General features: G+C 71.5%; 18 protein-coding genes. 13 read left to right on the top strand and 5 right to left on the bottom strand.

Annotation, left to right across the window (positions count from 1 at the left end; all coding sequences use genetic code 11):
* Entirely contained in the window at positions 1-567 is a 567-nt protein-coding gene (locus AB3M82_RS03335) for a PH domain-containing protein (protein ID WP_412955564.1), read from the top strand.
* Positions 568-598: 31 nt separating this feature from the next.
* Here the strand turns inward: AB3M82_RS03335 and AB3M82_RS03330 are convergent, their stop codons facing one another.
* Positions 599-1,429 (bottom strand): CPBP family intramembrane glutamic endopeptidase, encoded by an 831-nt coding sequence (locus AB3M82_RS03330; RefSeq protein ID WP_412955563.1) that lies wholly within the window; start codon positions 1,427-1,429, stop codon positions 599-601.
* Positions 1,430-1,531: 102 nt separating this feature from the next.
* Between AB3M82_RS03330 and typA the strand changes: the two genes are divergently transcribed.
* Together typA and AB3M82_RS03320 are read left to right on the top strand one after the other, a co-directional pair.
* Complete coding sequence (gene typA, locus AB3M82_RS03325) at positions 1,532-3,445, top strand: translational GTPase TypA (RefSeq protein WP_412955562.1); 1,914 nt, start codon at positions 1,532-1,534, stop codon at positions 3,443-3,445.
* A 218-nt stretch (positions 3,446-3,663) separates the two neighbouring features.
* On the top strand, positions 3,664-4,566 hold the full coding sequence (locus AB3M82_RS03320) for an aggregation-promoting factor C-terminal-like domain-containing protein (protein ID WP_412955561.1): 903 nt from the start codon (positions 3,664-3,666) through the stop codon (positions 4,564-4,566).
* A gap of 13 nt (positions 4,567-4,579) precedes the next feature.
* On the opposite strand, the gene AB3M82_RS03315 is transcribed toward AB3M82_RS03320, so the two are convergent.
* Positions 4,580-5,128: a helix-turn-helix domain-containing protein gene (locus AB3M82_RS03315; protein ID WP_412955560.1), complete on the bottom strand. Its 549-nt coding sequence runs from the start codon at positions 5,126-5,128 to the stop codon at positions 4,580-4,582.
* Positions 5,129-5,230: 102 nt separating this feature from the next.
* Here AB3M82_RS03315 and AB3M82_RS03310 point away from each other — a divergent pair, with 102 nt between their 5' ends.
* From AB3M82_RS03310 to AB3M82_RS03280, 7 genes are all read left to right on the top strand, one after another.
* Complete coding sequence (locus tag AB3M82_RS03310; protein WP_412957993.1) at positions 5,231-5,941, top strand: AzlC family ABC transporter permease; 711 nt, start codon at positions 5,231-5,233, stop codon at positions 5,939-5,941.
* On the top strand, positions 5,938-6,252 hold the full coding sequence (locus tag AB3M82_RS03305; protein WP_412955559.1) for an AzlD domain-containing protein: 315 nt from the start codon (positions 5,938-5,940) through the stop codon (positions 6,250-6,252). The genes AB3M82_RS03310 and AB3M82_RS03305 overlap by 4 nt, the downstream gene beginning before the upstream one ends.
* 28 nt (positions 6,253-6,280) lie before the next feature.
* Complete coding sequence (locus AB3M82_RS03300; RefSeq protein ID WP_412955558.1) at positions 6,281-6,760, top strand: histidinol dehydrogenase; 480 nt, start codon at positions 6,281-6,283, stop codon at positions 6,758-6,760.
* 9 nt (positions 6,761-6,769) lie between these two features.
* Positions 6,770-7,090: a ferredoxin gene (fdxA, locus tag AB3M82_RS03295; RefSeq protein WP_404917461.1), complete on the top strand. Its 321-nt coding sequence runs from the start codon at positions 6,770-6,772 to the stop codon at positions 7,088-7,090.
* 7 nt (positions 7,091-7,097) lie between these two features.
* Positions 7,098-8,210: a succinyldiaminopimelate transaminase gene (dapC, locus tag AB3M82_RS03290; protein ID WP_412955557.1), complete on the top strand. Its 1,113-nt coding sequence runs from the start codon at positions 7,098-7,100 to the stop codon at positions 8,208-8,210.
* Positions 8,211-8,427: 217 nt separating this feature from the next.
* Positions 8,428-9,723, top strand: coding sequence for a citrate synthase (locus tag AB3M82_RS03285; protein WP_412955556.1), 1,296 nt, complete (start codon positions 8,428-8,430; stop codon positions 9,721-9,723).
* Positions 9,724-9,743: 20 nt separating this feature from the next.
* Complete coding sequence (locus AB3M82_RS03280) at positions 9,744-10,238, top strand: SRPBCC family protein (protein WP_412955555.1); 495 nt, start codon at positions 9,744-9,746, stop codon at positions 10,236-10,238.
* A 73-nt stretch (positions 10,239-10,311) separates the two neighbouring features.
* Here AB3M82_RS03280 and AB3M82_RS03275 read toward each other — a convergent pair whose 3' ends face one another.
* Both AB3M82_RS03275 and dapD read right to left on the bottom strand, forming a co-directional pair.
* Positions 10,312-11,703 (bottom strand): DEAD/DEAH box helicase, encoded by a 1,392-nt coding sequence (locus AB3M82_RS03275; RefSeq protein WP_412955554.1) that lies wholly within the window; start codon positions 11,701-11,703, stop codon positions 10,312-10,314.
* A gap of 246 nt (positions 11,704-11,949) precedes the next feature.
* Complete coding sequence (gene dapD, locus AB3M82_RS03270; RefSeq protein WP_412955553.1) at positions 11,950-12,891, bottom strand: 2,3,4,5-tetrahydropyridine-2,6-dicarboxylate N-succinyltransferase; 942 nt, start codon at positions 12,889-12,891, stop codon at positions 11,950-11,952.
* Between the two features lie 83 nt (positions 12,892-12,974).
* Here dapD and dapE point away from each other — a divergent pair, with 83 nt between their 5' ends.
* From dapE to AB3M82_RS03255, 3 genes are all read left to right on the top strand, one after another.
* Positions 12,975-14,048, top strand: a complete 1,074-nt coding sequence (gene dapE, locus AB3M82_RS03265) for a succinyl-diaminopimelate desuccinylase (protein ID WP_412955552.1) — start codon at positions 12,975-12,977, stop codon at positions 14,046-14,048.
* Entirely contained in the window at positions 14,030-15,247 is a 1,218-nt protein-coding gene (locus AB3M82_RS03260) for a hypothetical protein (RefSeq protein ID WP_412955551.1), read from the top strand. The genes dapE and AB3M82_RS03260 overlap by 19 nt, the downstream gene beginning before the upstream one ends.
* A 93-nt stretch (positions 15,248-15,340) precedes the next feature.
* Entirely contained in the window at positions 15,341-15,514 is a 174-nt protein-coding gene (locus AB3M82_RS03255; RefSeq protein ID WP_017203323.1) for a DUF3117 domain-containing protein, read from the top strand.
* Positions 15,515-15,611: 97 nt separating this feature from the next.
* On the opposite strand, the gene AB3M82_RS03250 is transcribed toward AB3M82_RS03255, so the two are convergent.
* Entirely contained in the window at positions 15,612-16,250 is a 639-nt protein-coding gene (locus AB3M82_RS03250) for an O-methyltransferase (protein ID WP_412955550.1), read from the bottom strand.
* Positions 16,251-16,327 lie beyond the last annotated feature (77 nt).

Here is a 16,327-nt window from a genome sequence, read left to right as displayed (position 1 = left end):
GTGACGAACCCCGAGCGTCCCGAGGACGCGCGCGTCTACCGCGCGTCCTCGGGACCCGTCGTCCTCGTCCTCACCTCGCTGCTCGCGCTGTTCCTGCTCGGCGACACGGTCGTGCGCGGCAGCTGGATGCAGATGCTCCTCGTGGCGCCGTGGGTGCTGCTGGGGCTGTGGGCGGTGTACGAGCTGAGCTTCGTCTCCGCCGTGCGCGTGGACGCACAGGGCGTGGTGGTGCAGAACATGCTCCGACGCACGAGCTTCGGCTGGCGGCGGGTGCGCGACATCGACTTCCGGTGGCAGCTGCAGTTCTCGCTCGACGACGACTCGGTCGTCACGTGCTACGGCGGACCGGCCCGGTCGCGCCCGCCGCGCAAACGGGGGAGCGAGGGAGAGACCGCCCAGGCGCCGACCGGCATCCTCGCCCTCTCCGACATCCGGGGCCGCTGGGAGGCGGCGCCCGCCTCGGCGGATGGCCCGATCCGGCGCGAGTGGGATGTGCGGGCGCTCATCGCCCTCGCCGCCCTCGTGCTGTGGGCCGTCGGCGCCGTGCTGGTCGTCAACGCCGGCTGAGCGGCGGCCGCGCGGTGCGCGCGGCGCTCGGCTACCCGGGGAGGCCGAAGAGCTCGGGCCACGTCGCCGCGGCCCAGGGATAGCCCACGAACACGGTCGCGTCGATCAGGAAATGCGCCACCAGGAACGGCAGTAGGCGGCCCGTGCGCAGGTAGAGCCACCCGAACAGCAGGCCCATGGCCAGGTTGCCGATGAACGCACCCGGGCCCTGGTAGAGGTGGTAGGTCGCGCGCAGCACCGAGGTCGCGACGACGATCCAGACCGGGCTCCAGCCGAGTCGGCGGAGCCGCGCGAAGAGGTACCCGAGCACGACGAGCTCCTCCTCGAGCGAGGCCCGGGCGGCCGCCAGCAGCAGGATCGGCACCGTCCACCAATGCGCGTCGAGGCCGGCGGGGTCGACGGCGACGAAGATCCCCAGAGCGCGCCCGACGACATAGAGGGCGAGGCCGGGGATGCCGATGGCGAGCACGAGGAGGATGCCGCGGCCGACGTCGCGACCGATCCGGGTGCCGTCGAGCCCCAGCCTGCCGAGATGCGGACGCCGGCTCTGCCACAGGAGGAACCCGACCAGCAGCACGGGCACGAGCGAGAAGCCGATCGAGAGCAGTTGGTAGATCAGGTCGAAGACCTCGCGGTCGCTGCGCGAGGGGTTGAGGGTGGCGGTCTGGTCGGCGAGCGGGGTCTCGTCGGTCAGCCGGTACGCGAGCTGCACGACGGCGTAGACCGCGGACTGGCCGAGCCCCAGTGCCAGCACGATGACGATCTCCCACCGCAGCCGGACGCGCCAGGGCGCCGCTCCGCGCGACGAGGAGGCCGCGGCATCCGTCTCCGGGCGCTCGGGGACAGCGGGTGCAGGAGTCATTTTCCCGATGGTACGGCCTCCGTCCAGCCGTGGGCCGTGCGCGTGCGTTATCCTGGAACGTCGGCTTCCCGGCGCACACCCACACCCTTTTAGGACTCCTGCATGGCGCACGCCCTCCGCTCTGACCTTCGAAACGTCGCAATCGTCGCCCACGTCGACCACGGCAAGACCACCCTCGTCGACGCGATGCTCCGTCAGACGGGCTCGTTCGGCGAACACTCGCACGTCGAGGAGCGCGCGATGGACTCGAACGACCTCGAGCGGGAGAAGGGCATCACGATCCTCGCCAAGAACACGGCGATCACCTACAAGGGCAAGCACGCCCAGGGCCAGGAGATCACGATCAACGTGATCGACACCCCGGGCCACGCCGACTTCGGCGGCGAGGTCGAGCGCGGTCTCTCGATGGTCGACGGCGTCGTGCTGCTCGTCGACGCCAGCGAGGGTCCGCTGCCGCAGACCCGCTTCGTGCTGCGCAAGGCGCTCGAGGCGAAGCTGCCCGTCATCCTCCTGGTCAACAAGACCGACCGCCCCGACGCGCGCATCGCCGAGGTCGAGGAAGAGGCGCACGACCTGCTGCTCGGGCTCGCCTCCGACCTGGTCGACGACGTTCCCGACCTCGACGTCGACGCCCTGCTCGACGTTCCCGTGGTCTACGCCTCCGGTCGTGCCGGCGCGGCCTCGAGCAACCGTCCGGCCGACGGCTCGCTCCCCGACAACGACGACCTGGAGCCGCTGTTCGAGGCGATCCTCGAGCACGTGCCGGCCCCGGCCTACGACGACGAGGCCCCGCTGCAGGCCTGGGTCACGAACCTCGACTCCAGCCCGTTCCTCGGACGCCTCGCGCTGCTGCGCGTCTTCAACGGCACGCTCAAGAAGGGCCAGACCGTGGCCTGGGTGCGCGCCGACGGCACGACCAGCAACGCCCGCATCACGGAGCTCCTGAAGACCCGTGCGCTCGAGCGCTACCCGGCCGAGTCCGCCGGCCCCGGCGACATCGTCGCCGTCGCCGGGTTCGAGAACATCACGATCGGCGAGACCATCGCCGACCCCGAGGACGTCCGGCCGCTGCCGGCGATCACGGTCGACGACCCCGCCATCTCCATGACCATCGGCACGAACACGTCGCCGCTCATGGGCAAGGTCAAGGGGCACAAGCTCACCGCGCGCATGGTCAAGGACCGCCTCGACAAGGAGCTCATCGGCAACGTCTCGCTCAAGGTGGTCGACATCGGCCGGCCGGACGCGTGGGAGGTGCAGGGCCGCGGCGAGCTGGCGCTCGCGATCCTCGTCGAGAACATGCGCCGCGAGGGCTTCGAGCTCACGGTCGGCAAGCCGCAGGTGGTCACGAAGAAGATCGACGGCAAGACCTACGAGCCCTTCGAGCACCTCACGATCGACACGCCGGAGGAGCACCTCGGCGCCATCACGCAGCTCCTCGCGAACCGCAAGGGCCGCATGGAGAACATGACGAACCATGGCACCGGATGGGTGCGCATGGAGTTCATCGTCCCGTCGCGCGGCCTCATCGGATTCCGCAGCGAGTTCCTCACCACGACGCGCGGCACCGGCATCGCGAACGCGATCTCGCACGGCTACGAGCCGTGGGCCGGTCAGATCACCACGCGCCAGAACGGCTCGATAGTCGCCGACCGCATGGGCGTCGTCACCCCGTTCGCCATGATCGCCCTGCAGGAGCGCATGTCGTTCTTCGTGCAGCCCACGCAGGAGGTCTACGAGGGCATGGTGATCGGCGAGAACTCGCGCGCCGACGACATGGACGTGAACATCACCAAGGAGAAGAAGCTCACGAACATGCGTGCCGCGAGCTCCGACACGTTCGAGTCGATGACGCCGCCGCGCGTGCTCACGCTCGAGGAGAGCCTCGAGTTCGCCCGTGACGACGAATGCGTCGAGGTGACGCCCGAGATCGTGCGCATCCGCAAGGTCAACCTGGACGCGAACACCCGTGCGCGCGAGGCGTCTCGCCTCAAGCGCCAGGACGCGAACGCCTGAGTCTCTTCGAGACCCGAGAGAGGGCCCCGCGCCGCCGTCTGGCGGTCGCGGGGCCTTTCTCATGAAAAGGCCAGGTCCCGCCAAGGTTCTGTCCAGCCCCGACAAAGGGGTCGTCCAGAGTGGGGGTGCAGAATCGATGACTTGCGCCCGCCGAGTCGGCTCCCGATGTGCCGCCCTGCACGCAGGTCCGGGCGCTCGACGACCCGAAAGTCGATTCCTTGCTGCATCATCCCCACACCCGTGCTTCCCGGCGCGCCCACGAGGCCGCCTCCGCCCTTTCCGCCGTGCGGTCGCGCCGCCCCGCGCTGATCCTCACCGCGGCCGTCGGCGCCGCGCTCGGCGCAGCGCTCACCGCCGGCCTCGTGTCGGCGCCCGCGGCCGGAGCCGAGCGCGCCGACCTCTCGGCGAGCGGCGCGGCCGCGAAGGTCGCCTGGCCCTCCTCGCACATGATCCAGGTGCCCGACCAGCCCGCCAAGGCGCTGCGGACGGCGCAGGACTCCCTCACCGCCGCCGAGGCGCTGAACGCCGACGTCGCCGCGTCCGGCCTCGATCTCGGCGCGACCCCGACGGCCGTGGACACCGCCGCCCTCCAGGAGGACATGGAGACCCTGGCCGAACGTGCCGAGACTCCCGCGCTCGAGCTCGCCGTCGTCGCGGTCGAGGCCGAGAGCCGCAGTCAGGAGGTCGCCGGTGCAACCGCAGAGCTGCAGACCGCGTTCTCCGCCGCGCAGGAGAAGAAGGCGGCCGAGGATGCCGCGGCTGCCGCCATCGCGCAGGCCGAGGCCGAGGCGGCCGCTCTCGCCGCCGCGAACACCCCGGATGGCGCGAAGGCGACCGCTCGGTCGATGGCGGCGAGCACCTACGGCTGGGGCGACGACCAGTTCTCCTGCCTGAACTCCCTGTGGCAGAAGGAGTCGAGCTGGAACTACCGGTCGTACAACGGGGGCAGTGGAGCCACCGGCATCCCGCAGGCTCTCCCGGGCAGCAAGATGGCCTCCGCGGGCAGCGACTGGGAGACCAACGCGGCCACCCAGATCGCCTGGGGGCTCGGGTACATCTCGTCCGTCTACGGCACCCCGTGCAGCGCCTGGGGCCACTCGCAGGCGACCGACTGGTACTGACGCCCGACCGCGGTCAGCGGAGTTCCGAGATCAGCACCGCGTTGGTGCCCGGCGCCGTGGCCTCGAAGACGTGCGGGGCATCGCCGGGATAGGTGAGGTAGTCGCCCGGGGAGAGGAGCGCGGGTGCGTCGGCGGGGCCGACGTGCGCCGCACCGGACATCAGCACGACGTGCTCGATGGTGCCCGGGTGGTGCGGGTCGGAGCGCCGGGCCGCACCGGGTTCGGCCGTGATGAGGTACAGGTCCCGCCGTGCTCCCGGAGGACTGGCGGCCAGCAACGTGGCGCTGTAGGCGGCGGCCGCGGAGGGCACGCCGGCGAGGTCGGCCGCGCGGATCAGGGTGGGACCGTGCGACGGCGGGTCGACGAAGACGGCGAACGGGACGTCGAGCGCGACGCCGAGCGCCCAGAGGGTCTCGACGCTCGGGTTGCCGGCACCGCTCTCCAGCTGGGAGACCGTGGCCTTCGACACCCCGGCCCGGCGTGCCAGCTCGGAGACCGAGAGTCCGGCGGCCTCGCGCTCGCGGCGGAGGGTGCGGGCGATGCGGGCGCGGAGGTCATCCATCCGTTCATCATGTCAAACGATCGTTCGCTTGACTAGGCGCTCCGGTGTGTTCACAATGATGACCATGTGTTCACTGTGTCGAACGATGCGGACGGCCGCCCGATGAGCGCCGAGCGCGAGGTCTGGCGCGAGGCGCTCGGGGTCGTCCTCGCGACCAGCGCGTACGGCATCTCGTTCGGTGCCCTGGCGGTGGCCGCGGGACTGGACGTGTGGCAGACCTGCGTGCTGAGCCTGCTGATGTTCACCGGCGGATCGCAGTTCGCCTTCGTCGGCGTCTTCACGGCCGGCGGACTGGCCGCGCTGCCCTCCGCCATCGCCTCCGCCGCGCTCCTCGGCGTCCGCAACGTCGCCTACGGCATGCGGATGGCGCCCGTCGTCGCGGGGAGCCCGGCCCGCCGCGCCCTGGCGGCGCACTTCACGATCGACGAGTCCACGGCGGTCGCGATCTCCCAGGGCGATCCGCGGCTGCGACAGGTCGGCTTCTGGGTGACCGGTGTGGGCATCTTCGTCGGATGGAACGTCACGACCCTCGTCGGGGCTCTCGTGGGCGACGTCCTCGGCGACCCGAAGACCTGGGGGCTCGACGCCGCTGCCGCCGCGGCCTTCCTCGCCCTGCTGTGGCCGCGGCTGCAGCGTCGCCAGGCCGTCGCCGTCGGCGTCGCGGCAGCCGTCGTGGCGGCCGCCCTGACGCCCTTCCTCATGCCGGGGCTCCCGGTGCTCGTGGCGGCGCTCGTGGCGATCGCGGTCGGGTGGTTCAACTGGTGGTCTCCGCCCGCGCCGGGCGGAGACGCCGTGCAGGAAGGACCCGCATGAGCCTCTGGAGCGCCATCCTGCTCGCCGCGCTGATCTGCCTGGCGCTGAAGGCCGTCGGCTACCTCGTCCCCCCGCGCGTGCTCGAGGCGCCCCGGCCCGCCCGCATCTCGGACCTGCTCACGGTCGCCCTTCTCGCGGCGCTGGTCGCCGTGCAGACGCTGGGCGACGGCCAGGCGATCGTGGTCGACGCCCGCGTGCCCGCCCTCCTCGTCGCGGCCGGCCTGCTGTGGTTGCGCCAGTCGTTCCTCGTCGTCGTGTTCGCCGCCGCGCTCGTCGCGGCGCTCCTGCGGCTGCTGGGCCTGGCCGTCTGAGGGGAGGAGACGCGCGTAGGATCGGAACGTGCGCGTCAGCTGGGTGTCGAGGATCGTGTCGTGGGTCGCCGTGGCCCTGGTGGGCGGCGTCTACGGGGTCGCGGGGACCATCGGCCACAGCCTCGCGTGGGGTCCCGTGCCGGTCGGCCTGATCGTGGGGGCCATCGCCTGCGCCGCCATCCTCATCGCGGTGCGCGCCCTGACGCACGACCGCGGGGCCGCGCTCGCCGCAGGCCTGGGGATGCTCGGGATGCTCGTGCTGATCTCCGGCGTCGGGCCCGGCGGATCGGTGGTCGTCGAAGACACCGTCGCGGGCCGCATCTGGACCTACCTCATCGCCGGCATCGTGCTGCTGGTCGTCGCCTGGCCGTCGTTCCGGCGCCCGGAGGCGCGTTCGGAGACTCCGGCGTCCGACATCCCTCCGCCGCCGCTGATCACCTCGGTGCCCTCCGCGCCGACCTGGTCGCCGCACCCGGGCGGAGGCCGCGCCGACGGGCACGGGAAGTAGACTGGAGCGGTGACGTATGTGATCGCCCTGCCGTGTGTCGATGTGAAGGACCGCGCCTGCATCGACGAGTGTCCCGTCGACTGCATCTACGAGGGGGAGCGGTCGCTGTACATCCACCCGGACGAGTGCGTGGACTGCGGGGCGTGCGAGCCGGTGTGCCCGGTCGAGGCGATCTACTACGAGGACGATCTGCCCGACGAGTGGCAGGACTACTACAAGGCGAACGTGGAGTTCTTCGACGAGATCGGCTCGCCCGGCGGGGCGGCCAAGGTCGGCGTGATCGCCCACGACCACCCCATCATCGCCGCGCTCCCGCCCCAGGGCGAGTGAACCGGGGATGAGCGTCCACGACCTGGCCGACTATCCCTGGGATGCGGTCGTCCCGTTCCGCGAGTTGGCGGCACGGCATCCTGACGGCATCGTCGACCTGTCCGTCGGCTCGCCCGTCGACCCCACGCCGGAGGTCGTCCGCCGCGCGCTCGCCGAGGCGACCGACGCCCACGCCTACCCGCAGACCGTCGGCTCCGTAGCGCTGCGGGAGGCCATCGTCGACTGGTACGCCCGTCGCCGCGGCGTTGCCGACCTCACGACCGACAACGTGCTGCCGACGATCGGCTCCAAGGAGTTCGTCGCGCTGCTCCCGACCCTCCTCGGTCTCGGGCCGGGGGACGTCGTGGTGCATCCGCGCGTCGCCTACCCCACGTACGAGGTCGGGGCGCGCGTGGCCGGCGCCAGCCCCATGCCGGCGGACGACCCCTCGGACTGGCCCGAGGGCACGAAGCTGATCTGGATCAACACCCCGGGCAACCCGGACGGGCGCACCTGGACGGTCGCCGAGCTGAGCGCCGCCGTCGCCCGCGCTCGCGAACTCGGAGCCGTCCTCGCGAGCGACGAGTGCTACGCCGAGCTCGGGTGGGACGGCGCGTGGGCCTCGCAGCCGGTCCCGTCGGTCCTGGATCCCCGCGTCACCGGAGGCTCCCGCGCCGGACTGCTGAGCGTGTACTCCCTGAGCAAGCAGTCGAACCTCGCGGGGTACCGCGCCGCCTTCGTGGCCGGATGCTCGCGGATCGTGGCCGGGCTCCTCACCGCCCGCAAGCACCTCGGGCTCATGCCGCCGGCCCCGGTGCAGCACGCCATGGCCGTGGCGCTCGCCGACGACGCGCACGTCGCGGCGCAGAAGGAGCTGTACCGCGAGCGGCGTGACCTCCTCCGCCCCGCCGTCGAGGCCGCGGGCTTCCGGATCGACGGGTCCGAGGCCGGGCTCTACCTCTGGGCGACCGAGGGACGCGATGCGTGGGACACCCTTCGGAGCCTCGCCGAGCTCGGCATCCTCGTCGGACCGGGGCCCTTCTACGGGACGAGCGCCGCACAGCACGTCCGGCTGTCGCTGACCGCGCCGACGGAGCGCGTGGCCGCGGCGGCGCGCCGTCTCCACGACGCCGCTCGATAGGGGTTCTGTAGGTTTCCCCCTCGTGACGGCCATCCGTTTGGCGGATGCAACAGTAGGCGCATGCGCCTACTAGGCTGTAGAGGCGATTCGGTCGTGACCCGGCCTGGTGCTGAGCGCCGAGTGATCGCCCGCCCGCATGCGGCTCGGTTCCAAGGATGACCGGCCCGCTCGGGCGAGACGAGACAGACTGACGGGCAGAAACCCAGAGGAGGTCCGCGTGAGTGCAGCGGCAGACCAGCAGGCCACGGCGAAGCTGACGATCGGCGACACGACGGCCGAATTCCCCCTGCTGCAGGGCACTGCCGGCCACAACAGCATCGACTTCTCGACGCTGACGCGGCAGACCGGCTACACCGGCCTCGACTACGGCTTCGTGAACACCGCCTCGACGAAGTCCGAGGTCACGTTCATCGACGGCGACAAGGGCATCCTGCGCTACCGCGGATACCCGATCGAGCAGCTGGCCGGGCAGACGAGCTACCTCGAGGTCGCCTGGCTGCTGATCTACGGCGAGCTGCCGTCGGCCTCCGAGCTGGCCGAGTTCGACGAGAAGATCCGTCGTCACACGCTTCTCCACGAAGACCTCAAGCACTTCTTCTCGGCGCTGCCGCACACGGCGCACCCCATGTCGGTGCTGTCGTCCGCCGTCGCGGCCCTGTCGACCTACTACGAGGGCCAGACCGACCCGCACAACCCCGAGCACGTCGAGCTCAATATGATCCGCATGCTCGCCAAGCTGCCGGTCATCGCGGCGTACGCGCACAAGAAGAGCGTCGGTCAGGCATTCCTGTATCCCGACAACTCGCTCGGGTTCGTCGAGAACTTCCTGAAGCTCAACTTCGGCGTGCACTCCGAGCCCTACGAGATCAATCCCGTCATGGCGCGGGCACTCGAGCTGCTGCTGATCCTGCACGAAGACCACGAGCAGAACGCCTCGACCTCGACCGTCCGTCTGGTCGGCTCGACCGGCGCGAACCAGTTCGCCTCGATCTCCGCCGGCATCCAGGCTCTCTCCGGCCCCCTCCACGGCGGCGCCAACGAGGCGGTGCTGACCATGCTCGGCCAGATCCGCGACTCGGGCCAGAGCGTCGCGCGCTTCGTGGAGCGGGTGAAGAACAAGGAAGAGGGCGTGAAGCTCATGGGCTTCGGGCACCGGGTGTATAAGAACTACGACCCGCGCGCGAAGCTCGTCAAGGAGGCCGCCGACGAGGTGCTCGCCTCGCTCGGGGTCACCGACCCGCTGCTCGACCTCGCGAAGGAGCTCGAGGAGATCGCGCTGGCCGACGACTACTTCCGCGAGCGTCGCCTCTACCCGAACGTGGACTTCTACACGGGTGTGATCTACAAGGCCATGGGCTTCCCGACGCGCATGTTCACCGTGCTGTTCGCGATCGGACGACTGCCGGGCTGGCTCGCCCAGTGGCGAGAGCTGCAGCTCGACCCTCAGACCAAGATCGGCCGCCCGCAGCAGCTGTACGTGGGTTCGCCCGAGCGCTCGTTCCCGACCCGCTGAGCCGACCCGGCGAGCGTCCGATGCCCGTCGTCCATGCGGAGGCCTTCGTGCCGGTCGATCCGGCCACAGCCTTCGCCGTCTCGCAGACCACGGGAGCGACGCGCCGGCACTGGGATCGCTTCATCAGCGAGCAGCACTTCCTCGACGGGGCCGAGGCGCCCGCGAAGGACGTGCGCACCTTCACGCGCCAGAGGTTCGGGTTCTCGACGGTCAGCAGGTACGTCTCCTACGCCCCGCCGTCGAACGTGGGGATGGTGATGGAGCGCGGACCCTGGTTCTTCGAGAAGCTGGGCGGCGGATGGCGCTTCACGCCGTCGGAGGACGGCACGGGGACGCTCGCCGTCTGGAAGTACAACTTCACCTGCCGCCCCGCATGGCTGGCGCCGGTCGCGGAGCGCATCGGTGCGGGGATCCTCGGTTTCGAGATCCGCCGCCGGCTGGACGACTTCGTCCGCGGCTGCGGCGATCCCGAGGTGCTGCGAGCCGTCCGGAGCGACGCGGCAGGCTCGGTCTGACGCCGTCCGCGCCGACGGAAAGGGCCGCCCTCCGGGGAGAGCGGCCCTTCACGGTACGGGGTGAGGCGTCGGGTCAGCGCCCCTGGTAGCCGCGGCCGCCACCGCCCTGACGGGACTGGCCGCCCTGGCGCGACGAACCGCCCTGATGGGAGAGACCGCCCTGGCCCTGGCCGCCCGAACGCGGGCGACGACGGCGCCGCGACGGGGGAGTGGCCGCGCTGGATTTCTCGCCGCCGACGGGGCGCTGCTTCGGAGCCTGTCGCTGGACGGGCTGGGCCGGCGCGGGGCGCACGTGCGCCGCGCGCTCGGGGACGAGCTCGGTCACGGCATCCGTCGTGAGGTTCTCGAGCGGAGCCGAGATGGCGGCCTTGCGCAGGAGGTCCTTGACGTCGCGACGCTGCTCGGGCAGCACCACGGTCACGACCGTGCCCGCGGCGCCTGCGCGGGCCGTGCGGCCCGAGCGGTGCAGGTACGCCTTGTGCTCGACGGGGGGATCGACGTGCACGACGAGGTCGACGTTGTCGACGTGCACGCCGCGCGCGGCCACGTCGGTCGCCACGAGCACGCGCACGCCGCCGTCCTCGGGAGCCGTGGAGAAGGCGCCGAGGTTGCGCTCGCGGGCGTTCTGCGACAGGTTGCCGTGCAGGTCGACGGCGGGGATGCCCGAGGCGGTGAGCTGCTTCGCGAGCTTCTTCGCCTGGTGCTTGGTGCGCGTGAACAGGATGCGCCGTCCGGTTCCGGAGGCCAGGTCGCGCACGAGCGCGGTCTTGTTCTCGGTGGAGTCGACGACCAGCACCCGGTGCGTCATCTCGCCGACGGGGACGCTGGCCTCGTCGACCTCGTGACTCACCGGGTTCACGAGGAAGCGGCGGGCGAGGGTGTCGATGCCGCGGTCGAGCGTGGCGCTGAACAGCAGGCGCTGACCCCCGGCCGGGGTGGCGGCCAGGATGCGTGTGACACCAGGCAGGAAACCGAGGTCGGCCATGTGGTCGGCCTCGTCGAGCACGGCGACCTCGACGGCGCTGAGCCGCACGATCTGCTGCTTCATGAGGTCTTCGAGGCGACCCGGGCAGGCGACGACGATGTCGACGCCGCCGCGAAGCGCCTGCTCCTGCGGGCGCTGGCTGACGCCGCCGAAGACCGTCGTGACGCGCAGGCCCACGGCCTCCGCGAGGGGAGCGACGGTGGCCGCGATCTGCGTGGCCAGCTCGCGCGTCGGGGCGAGGACGAGTCCGCGCGGGAGGCCCGCACGGCGGGCCTTGCCCGAGGCGGCGAGCCGTGCGACGAGGGGCAGGGCGAACGCGATCGTCTTGCCGCTGCCGGTGCGGCCGCGGCCGAGGAGGTCGCGGCCGGCCAGGGAGTCGGGCAGGGTGTCGCGCTGGATGGCGAACGCTTCGGTCTTGCCGGAGTCGGCGAGGACGGCGGCGAGTTCGGCGGGCACGCCGAGGTCGAGGAAGGTGGGCATGGATGCTCCGTCCGTGCGCACGCAGCGCACGATAGTGGGGTGAGGTGGGCGAACGCGCTCGTCGGGGACCAGCGCTCCGGTTCGCCGTACGAAAGGCCAGCGAATGCTGGTGGGGGGAGCCGGGTGACTCGCTCCGGTCCTCAGAGACCCCGTGACGACGACGATCTGCCGGACCGGCGGTCCGGGCAACGATTCATCCTATCAGCGCCGCCTGCGAGCGGGCTGCAGGCGGCGCGGTCGGTGCGCTCAGGCGTGCAGCGCCTCGTTCAGGGTCACGCCGACACCCGCGCGGCGCACGGCCTCGACCGCGCCGCTGAGCGAGTTGCGCCGGAAGAGCAGGCCGTTCCGCCCCGACAGCTCCGCGCCCTTGACCGTCGTGCGGGTGCCGTCGGCGGTGACCGGGCCGTCGGCCAGCACGACCTTGGTGCCGGCGGTGACGTACAGGCCGGCCTCCACCACGCAGTCGTCGCCGAGAGAGATGCCGATGCCGGCGTTCGCGCCGAGCAGGGTGCGGGCGCCGATCGACACCCGGTGCGAGCCGCCGCCCGAGAGCGTGCCCATGATCGACGCGCCGCCGCCGATGTCGCTGCCGTCGCCGACCACGACCCCCTGCGAGATGCGCCCCTCGACCATCGAGGCGCCGAGGGTGCCGGCGTTGAAGTTCACGAACCCCTCGTGCATCACGGTCGTGCCTGGGGCGAGATGCGCGCCGAGACGCACGCGCGAGGCATCCGCGATGCGGACTCCCCGGGGCTGCACGTAGTCGGTGAGCCGCGGGAACTTGTCGAGTCCCTGCACCTGGATCCCCACGCTCTGCAGCAGCGGGCGCAGGCGGGCGGCGTCGTCGGGGTGCACGGGACCGGCGTTGGTCCAGGCGACGTTCGGGAGGTGCGCGAAGATGCCATCGAGGTTCAGCTCGTTGGGGCGCACCAGCAGATGCGAGAGCGCGTGCAGACGCAGGTACGCGTCGGCCGTCGAGGCAGGAGCGACATCGAGGTCGATCTCGAGGCGCACGGTCTCGACGGTCACGTTCCGACGCTCGTCGGGACCCGTCTGACCGTCTCCGGTGAACCCGCTGCTCTCGGGCAGCGCGCCGGTGCCCAGCTCTGCGAACCAGGCGTCCAGGACGGTGCCGTCCCCGGCCGTCGTGGTGAGTCCGATACCCCATACCGTGCGCGTCGCAGTCATGCTCCCACGCTAGCGTCTCGGAGGTATGCGCCCGCTGCGTGCGCGGTGCACAGCCGTGCAGCCCGACGTCCTAGGCTGGGGGAATGGTGCTCGATCTGACCGCATCCTCCGTCGACCTCACGCGCGCGATCTGCGACATCCCCAGCGTGTCCGGCGACGAGAACACCCTTGCCGATGCCATCGAGGAGGCGCTGACCCCCTTCGCGCACCTGGAGGTGCTGCGGCACGGCAACACCGTGGTGGCCCGGACCTCTCTCGGCCGTGCGCAGCGCGTCGCGATCGCCGGGCACATCGACACGGTGCCGATCAACGCGAACCTGCCGACCCGCCTGGTGGCGATCGAGGGTCAGCCGCATCTGTGGGGCCGCGGCACGGTCGACATGAAGGGCGGGACGGCCGTGCAGCTCAAGCTGGCGGCCGAGCTCACCGAGCCCGCGGTCGACATCACCTGGATGTGGTACGACAACGAAGAGGTCGAGGCCTCCAAGAACGGGCTGGGGCTGCTCGCGGCCGATCGTCCCGACCTGTTCCACGCCGACTTCGCGATCCTCGGCGAGCCGTCCAACGGCGAGGTCGAGGGTGGCTGCAACGGGACCCTCCGCGCCATCGTGCGCACGAGCGGCGTCCGCGCGCACAGCGCCCGGGCGTGGATCGGCGAGAACGCCATCCACCGCGCCGCTCCGATCCTCAGCCGGCTCGCGGAATACCGCGCCCGCGAGGTCATGGTCGAAGGCCTCCTGTACCGCGAGAGCCTCAGCGCGGTCCGCATCTCGGGCGGCGTCGCCGGCAACGTCATCCCGGACGCGTGCGAGGTCGAGGTCAACTACCGCTTCGCCCCCAGCAAGACGGCGGCGGATGCCGAGGCGCACATCCGCAGCGTGCTGGCCGGTTTCGACGTCGAGATCACGGATGCCGCCGAGGGCGCGCGACCCGGACTCGATGCGCCGATCGCGCAGCAGTTCGTCGAGGCGGTCGGCGCCGAGCCGCGGCCCAAGTACGGCTGGACCGACGTCGCCCGCTTCTCGGCCCTCGGCATCCCGGCCGTGAACTACGGCCCGGGCGACCCGCACCTGGCGCATCACGACGAGGAGCGCGTGCCTCTCGCCCAGATCGATGCCGTGGAGCGGGGGCTCCGGGCGTGGCTGACCTCGCCCTGACCGCGGCGCGACGCTGGGCGGGGATACCGCTGGCCGCCCGGATCGCCGTCGTCTATCTGATCGCGCGCGTGATCACGACGGGGTTCCTCCTCGCCGCGGCGTCGCTCTCGACCTCGCTGTCGCGCTTCGGGGCCGGCGCGGGCCTCGTCGACTTCGTCGTCGGCTGGGATGCGCAGTGGTACTGGCTCATCGCCGAGCAGGGGTACCCGACCGAGCTCCCGCTCGGACCCTCCGGCGAGGTGCGGGAGAACCCGTGGGCGTTCATGCCCGTCTTCGCGTACGCCGCCAAGGCCCTCGGTGTCGTCTTCGGGTCGTGGGGCATGGGGGCGTTGCTGCTCTCGGTCGTCGCCGGATACCTGGCGTGCCTGGCGCTGCACCGTCTGCTGCGGGACCGGATCGGCGGGTCGGCGGCGATGTGGGCGGTGGTGTTCTTCGCCACGGGGCCGCTCGCGGCGCTGTTCCAGGTGGGGTACGCCGAGACGCTGTTCCTCCTGCTGCTGTTCCTGGCATTGGACGCGGTCGCCCGACGCCGGTACGCCCGGCTGTACCTGCTGATCCCGGTGATGGCGTTTACGCGCCCCGGCATCCTCGCCTTCGCCCTCTTCCTCGGGCTGCACGGCATCGCACGCTGGCGGGGTCGTCGCACCGAGCCGCTCCGGCGCTCGGAGGTCGTGCACATCCTCGCGCTCGGCGCGCTCGCCACCGTGGCGGGGTTCTCCTGGCAGGTGATCGCCGGGATCGCGACCGGCGAGGCGGGGGCGTACCTGGCGACCGAGCTCGCCTGGCGCCGCCCCTGGATCGGGGGCGGCGCCGGAGGGTTCGTGCCCTTCGAGGGATGGATCCAGGCCTCCGGCTTCTGGTTCACGCAGTGGGGGATGCCGTCGGCCTGGGGTCCGGTGGCGCTGGTGCTGCTGGTGGCGCTCGCAGCGCTCGCCCTCCTGGCCCTGCCGGCGGTGAAGGCGCTGGGGGCGGACCTGCGGCTCTGGACGGCGAGCTACCTCGTGTACCTCCTGGCCGTGTTCTTCCCGCAGTCGAGCACGTTCCGCCTCCTCCTTCCGGTCAGCCCGCTGTGGGGCGCGGCGGCCGTGCCCCGCTCGCGCACGTGGCGGCTCGTCGTGCTGGCCGGCTGCCTCGCGCTCCAGTGGGTCTGGATCCACGCCATGTACACCCTTGGCAACACCTACTGGCAGGTTCCGTGACGACGACGCGACGCGGTATTTCTTCCCAGGTGACTTCCAGGTCCCGGCGACACCGATAAACTCTTCCCATACCACCGAGGAAAGGAAGCCGCGATGGCAGCGATGAAGCCGAGGACCGGCGACGGTCCCATGGAGGCCGTGAAAGAAGGACGACTCATCATCGTGCGTGTTCCGCTCGAAGGAGGAGGCCGTCTGGTCGTCTCCGTGAACGACGCCGAGGCCAAGGAGCTTCACGACGTGCTGGCCGCCGTCGTGGCACCGGCCTGAGACAGCTCGGTCCGTCTGCGCGGACCGCACGAGGGCGGCGGATCATCGGATCCGCCGCCCTTTCGCGTGTGCGGAGTCCGGTCGGTCGCGTTCGCGCTCAGTCGCGCTCTGGAACGGTGATGAGCTGGAGCAGACCCTCCCCGGCGGGCGACACGGTGGCGAGCACGGCGGAGGACTCCTGCGTGGCCTGGATCAGCGAGCGGTACGCCGAGGTCACCTCGTCGCGCTGCACGGGGTCGGCCACGCGTCCGCCCGCGAGGACGCGGGGGACGAGGACCATGCCCCCGGTGCGCACCAGACGCAGTCCGTGCTCGACGTAGTCGATGACGTTGTCGGCGTCGGCGTCGACGAGGACGATGTCGTAGGACGCCTCATTCATGCGCGGCAGCACATCCGCGGCACGGCCCGTGATGAACCGGGCCTTCGTGGCCGGGATCCGGGCGTCGGCGAACGATTGGCGGGCGGCCGCCAGGTGCTCCGGCTCGTTGTCGATCGACGTGAGGACCGCCTGGGGGGCGCCTCTCAGGAGCCAGAGTCCGGAGACGCCGGCTCCCGTGCCGATCTCGACGATCGATCGGGCGGCGGTGGCGGCGGCCAGGACGGCGATCTGCGACCCCACCGCGGGGCTGATCGGCGCGGCGCCCAGCTCGAGGCCGTGCGCCCGGGCACGGGCGATCGCATCGGGCTCGACGATGGACTCGCGGATGAAACGCGCGTTCGCGTCGTGCTCGCTCATGGTCTGATCCTCCCGTCTGCGCTGTGACCTTCCCAGAGTATTGGCTCCCCGCGCCGGGAGAGCGCAGGCGCGGCGGT

The sequence above is a fragment of the Microbacterium californiense genome, from assembly GCF_047246625.1.
Classification (GTDB): domain Bacteria; phylum Actinomycetota; class Actinomycetes; order Actinomycetales; family Microbacteriaceae; genus Microbacterium.
This window is presented reverse-complemented; position numbering and strand designations above follow the sequence as displayed.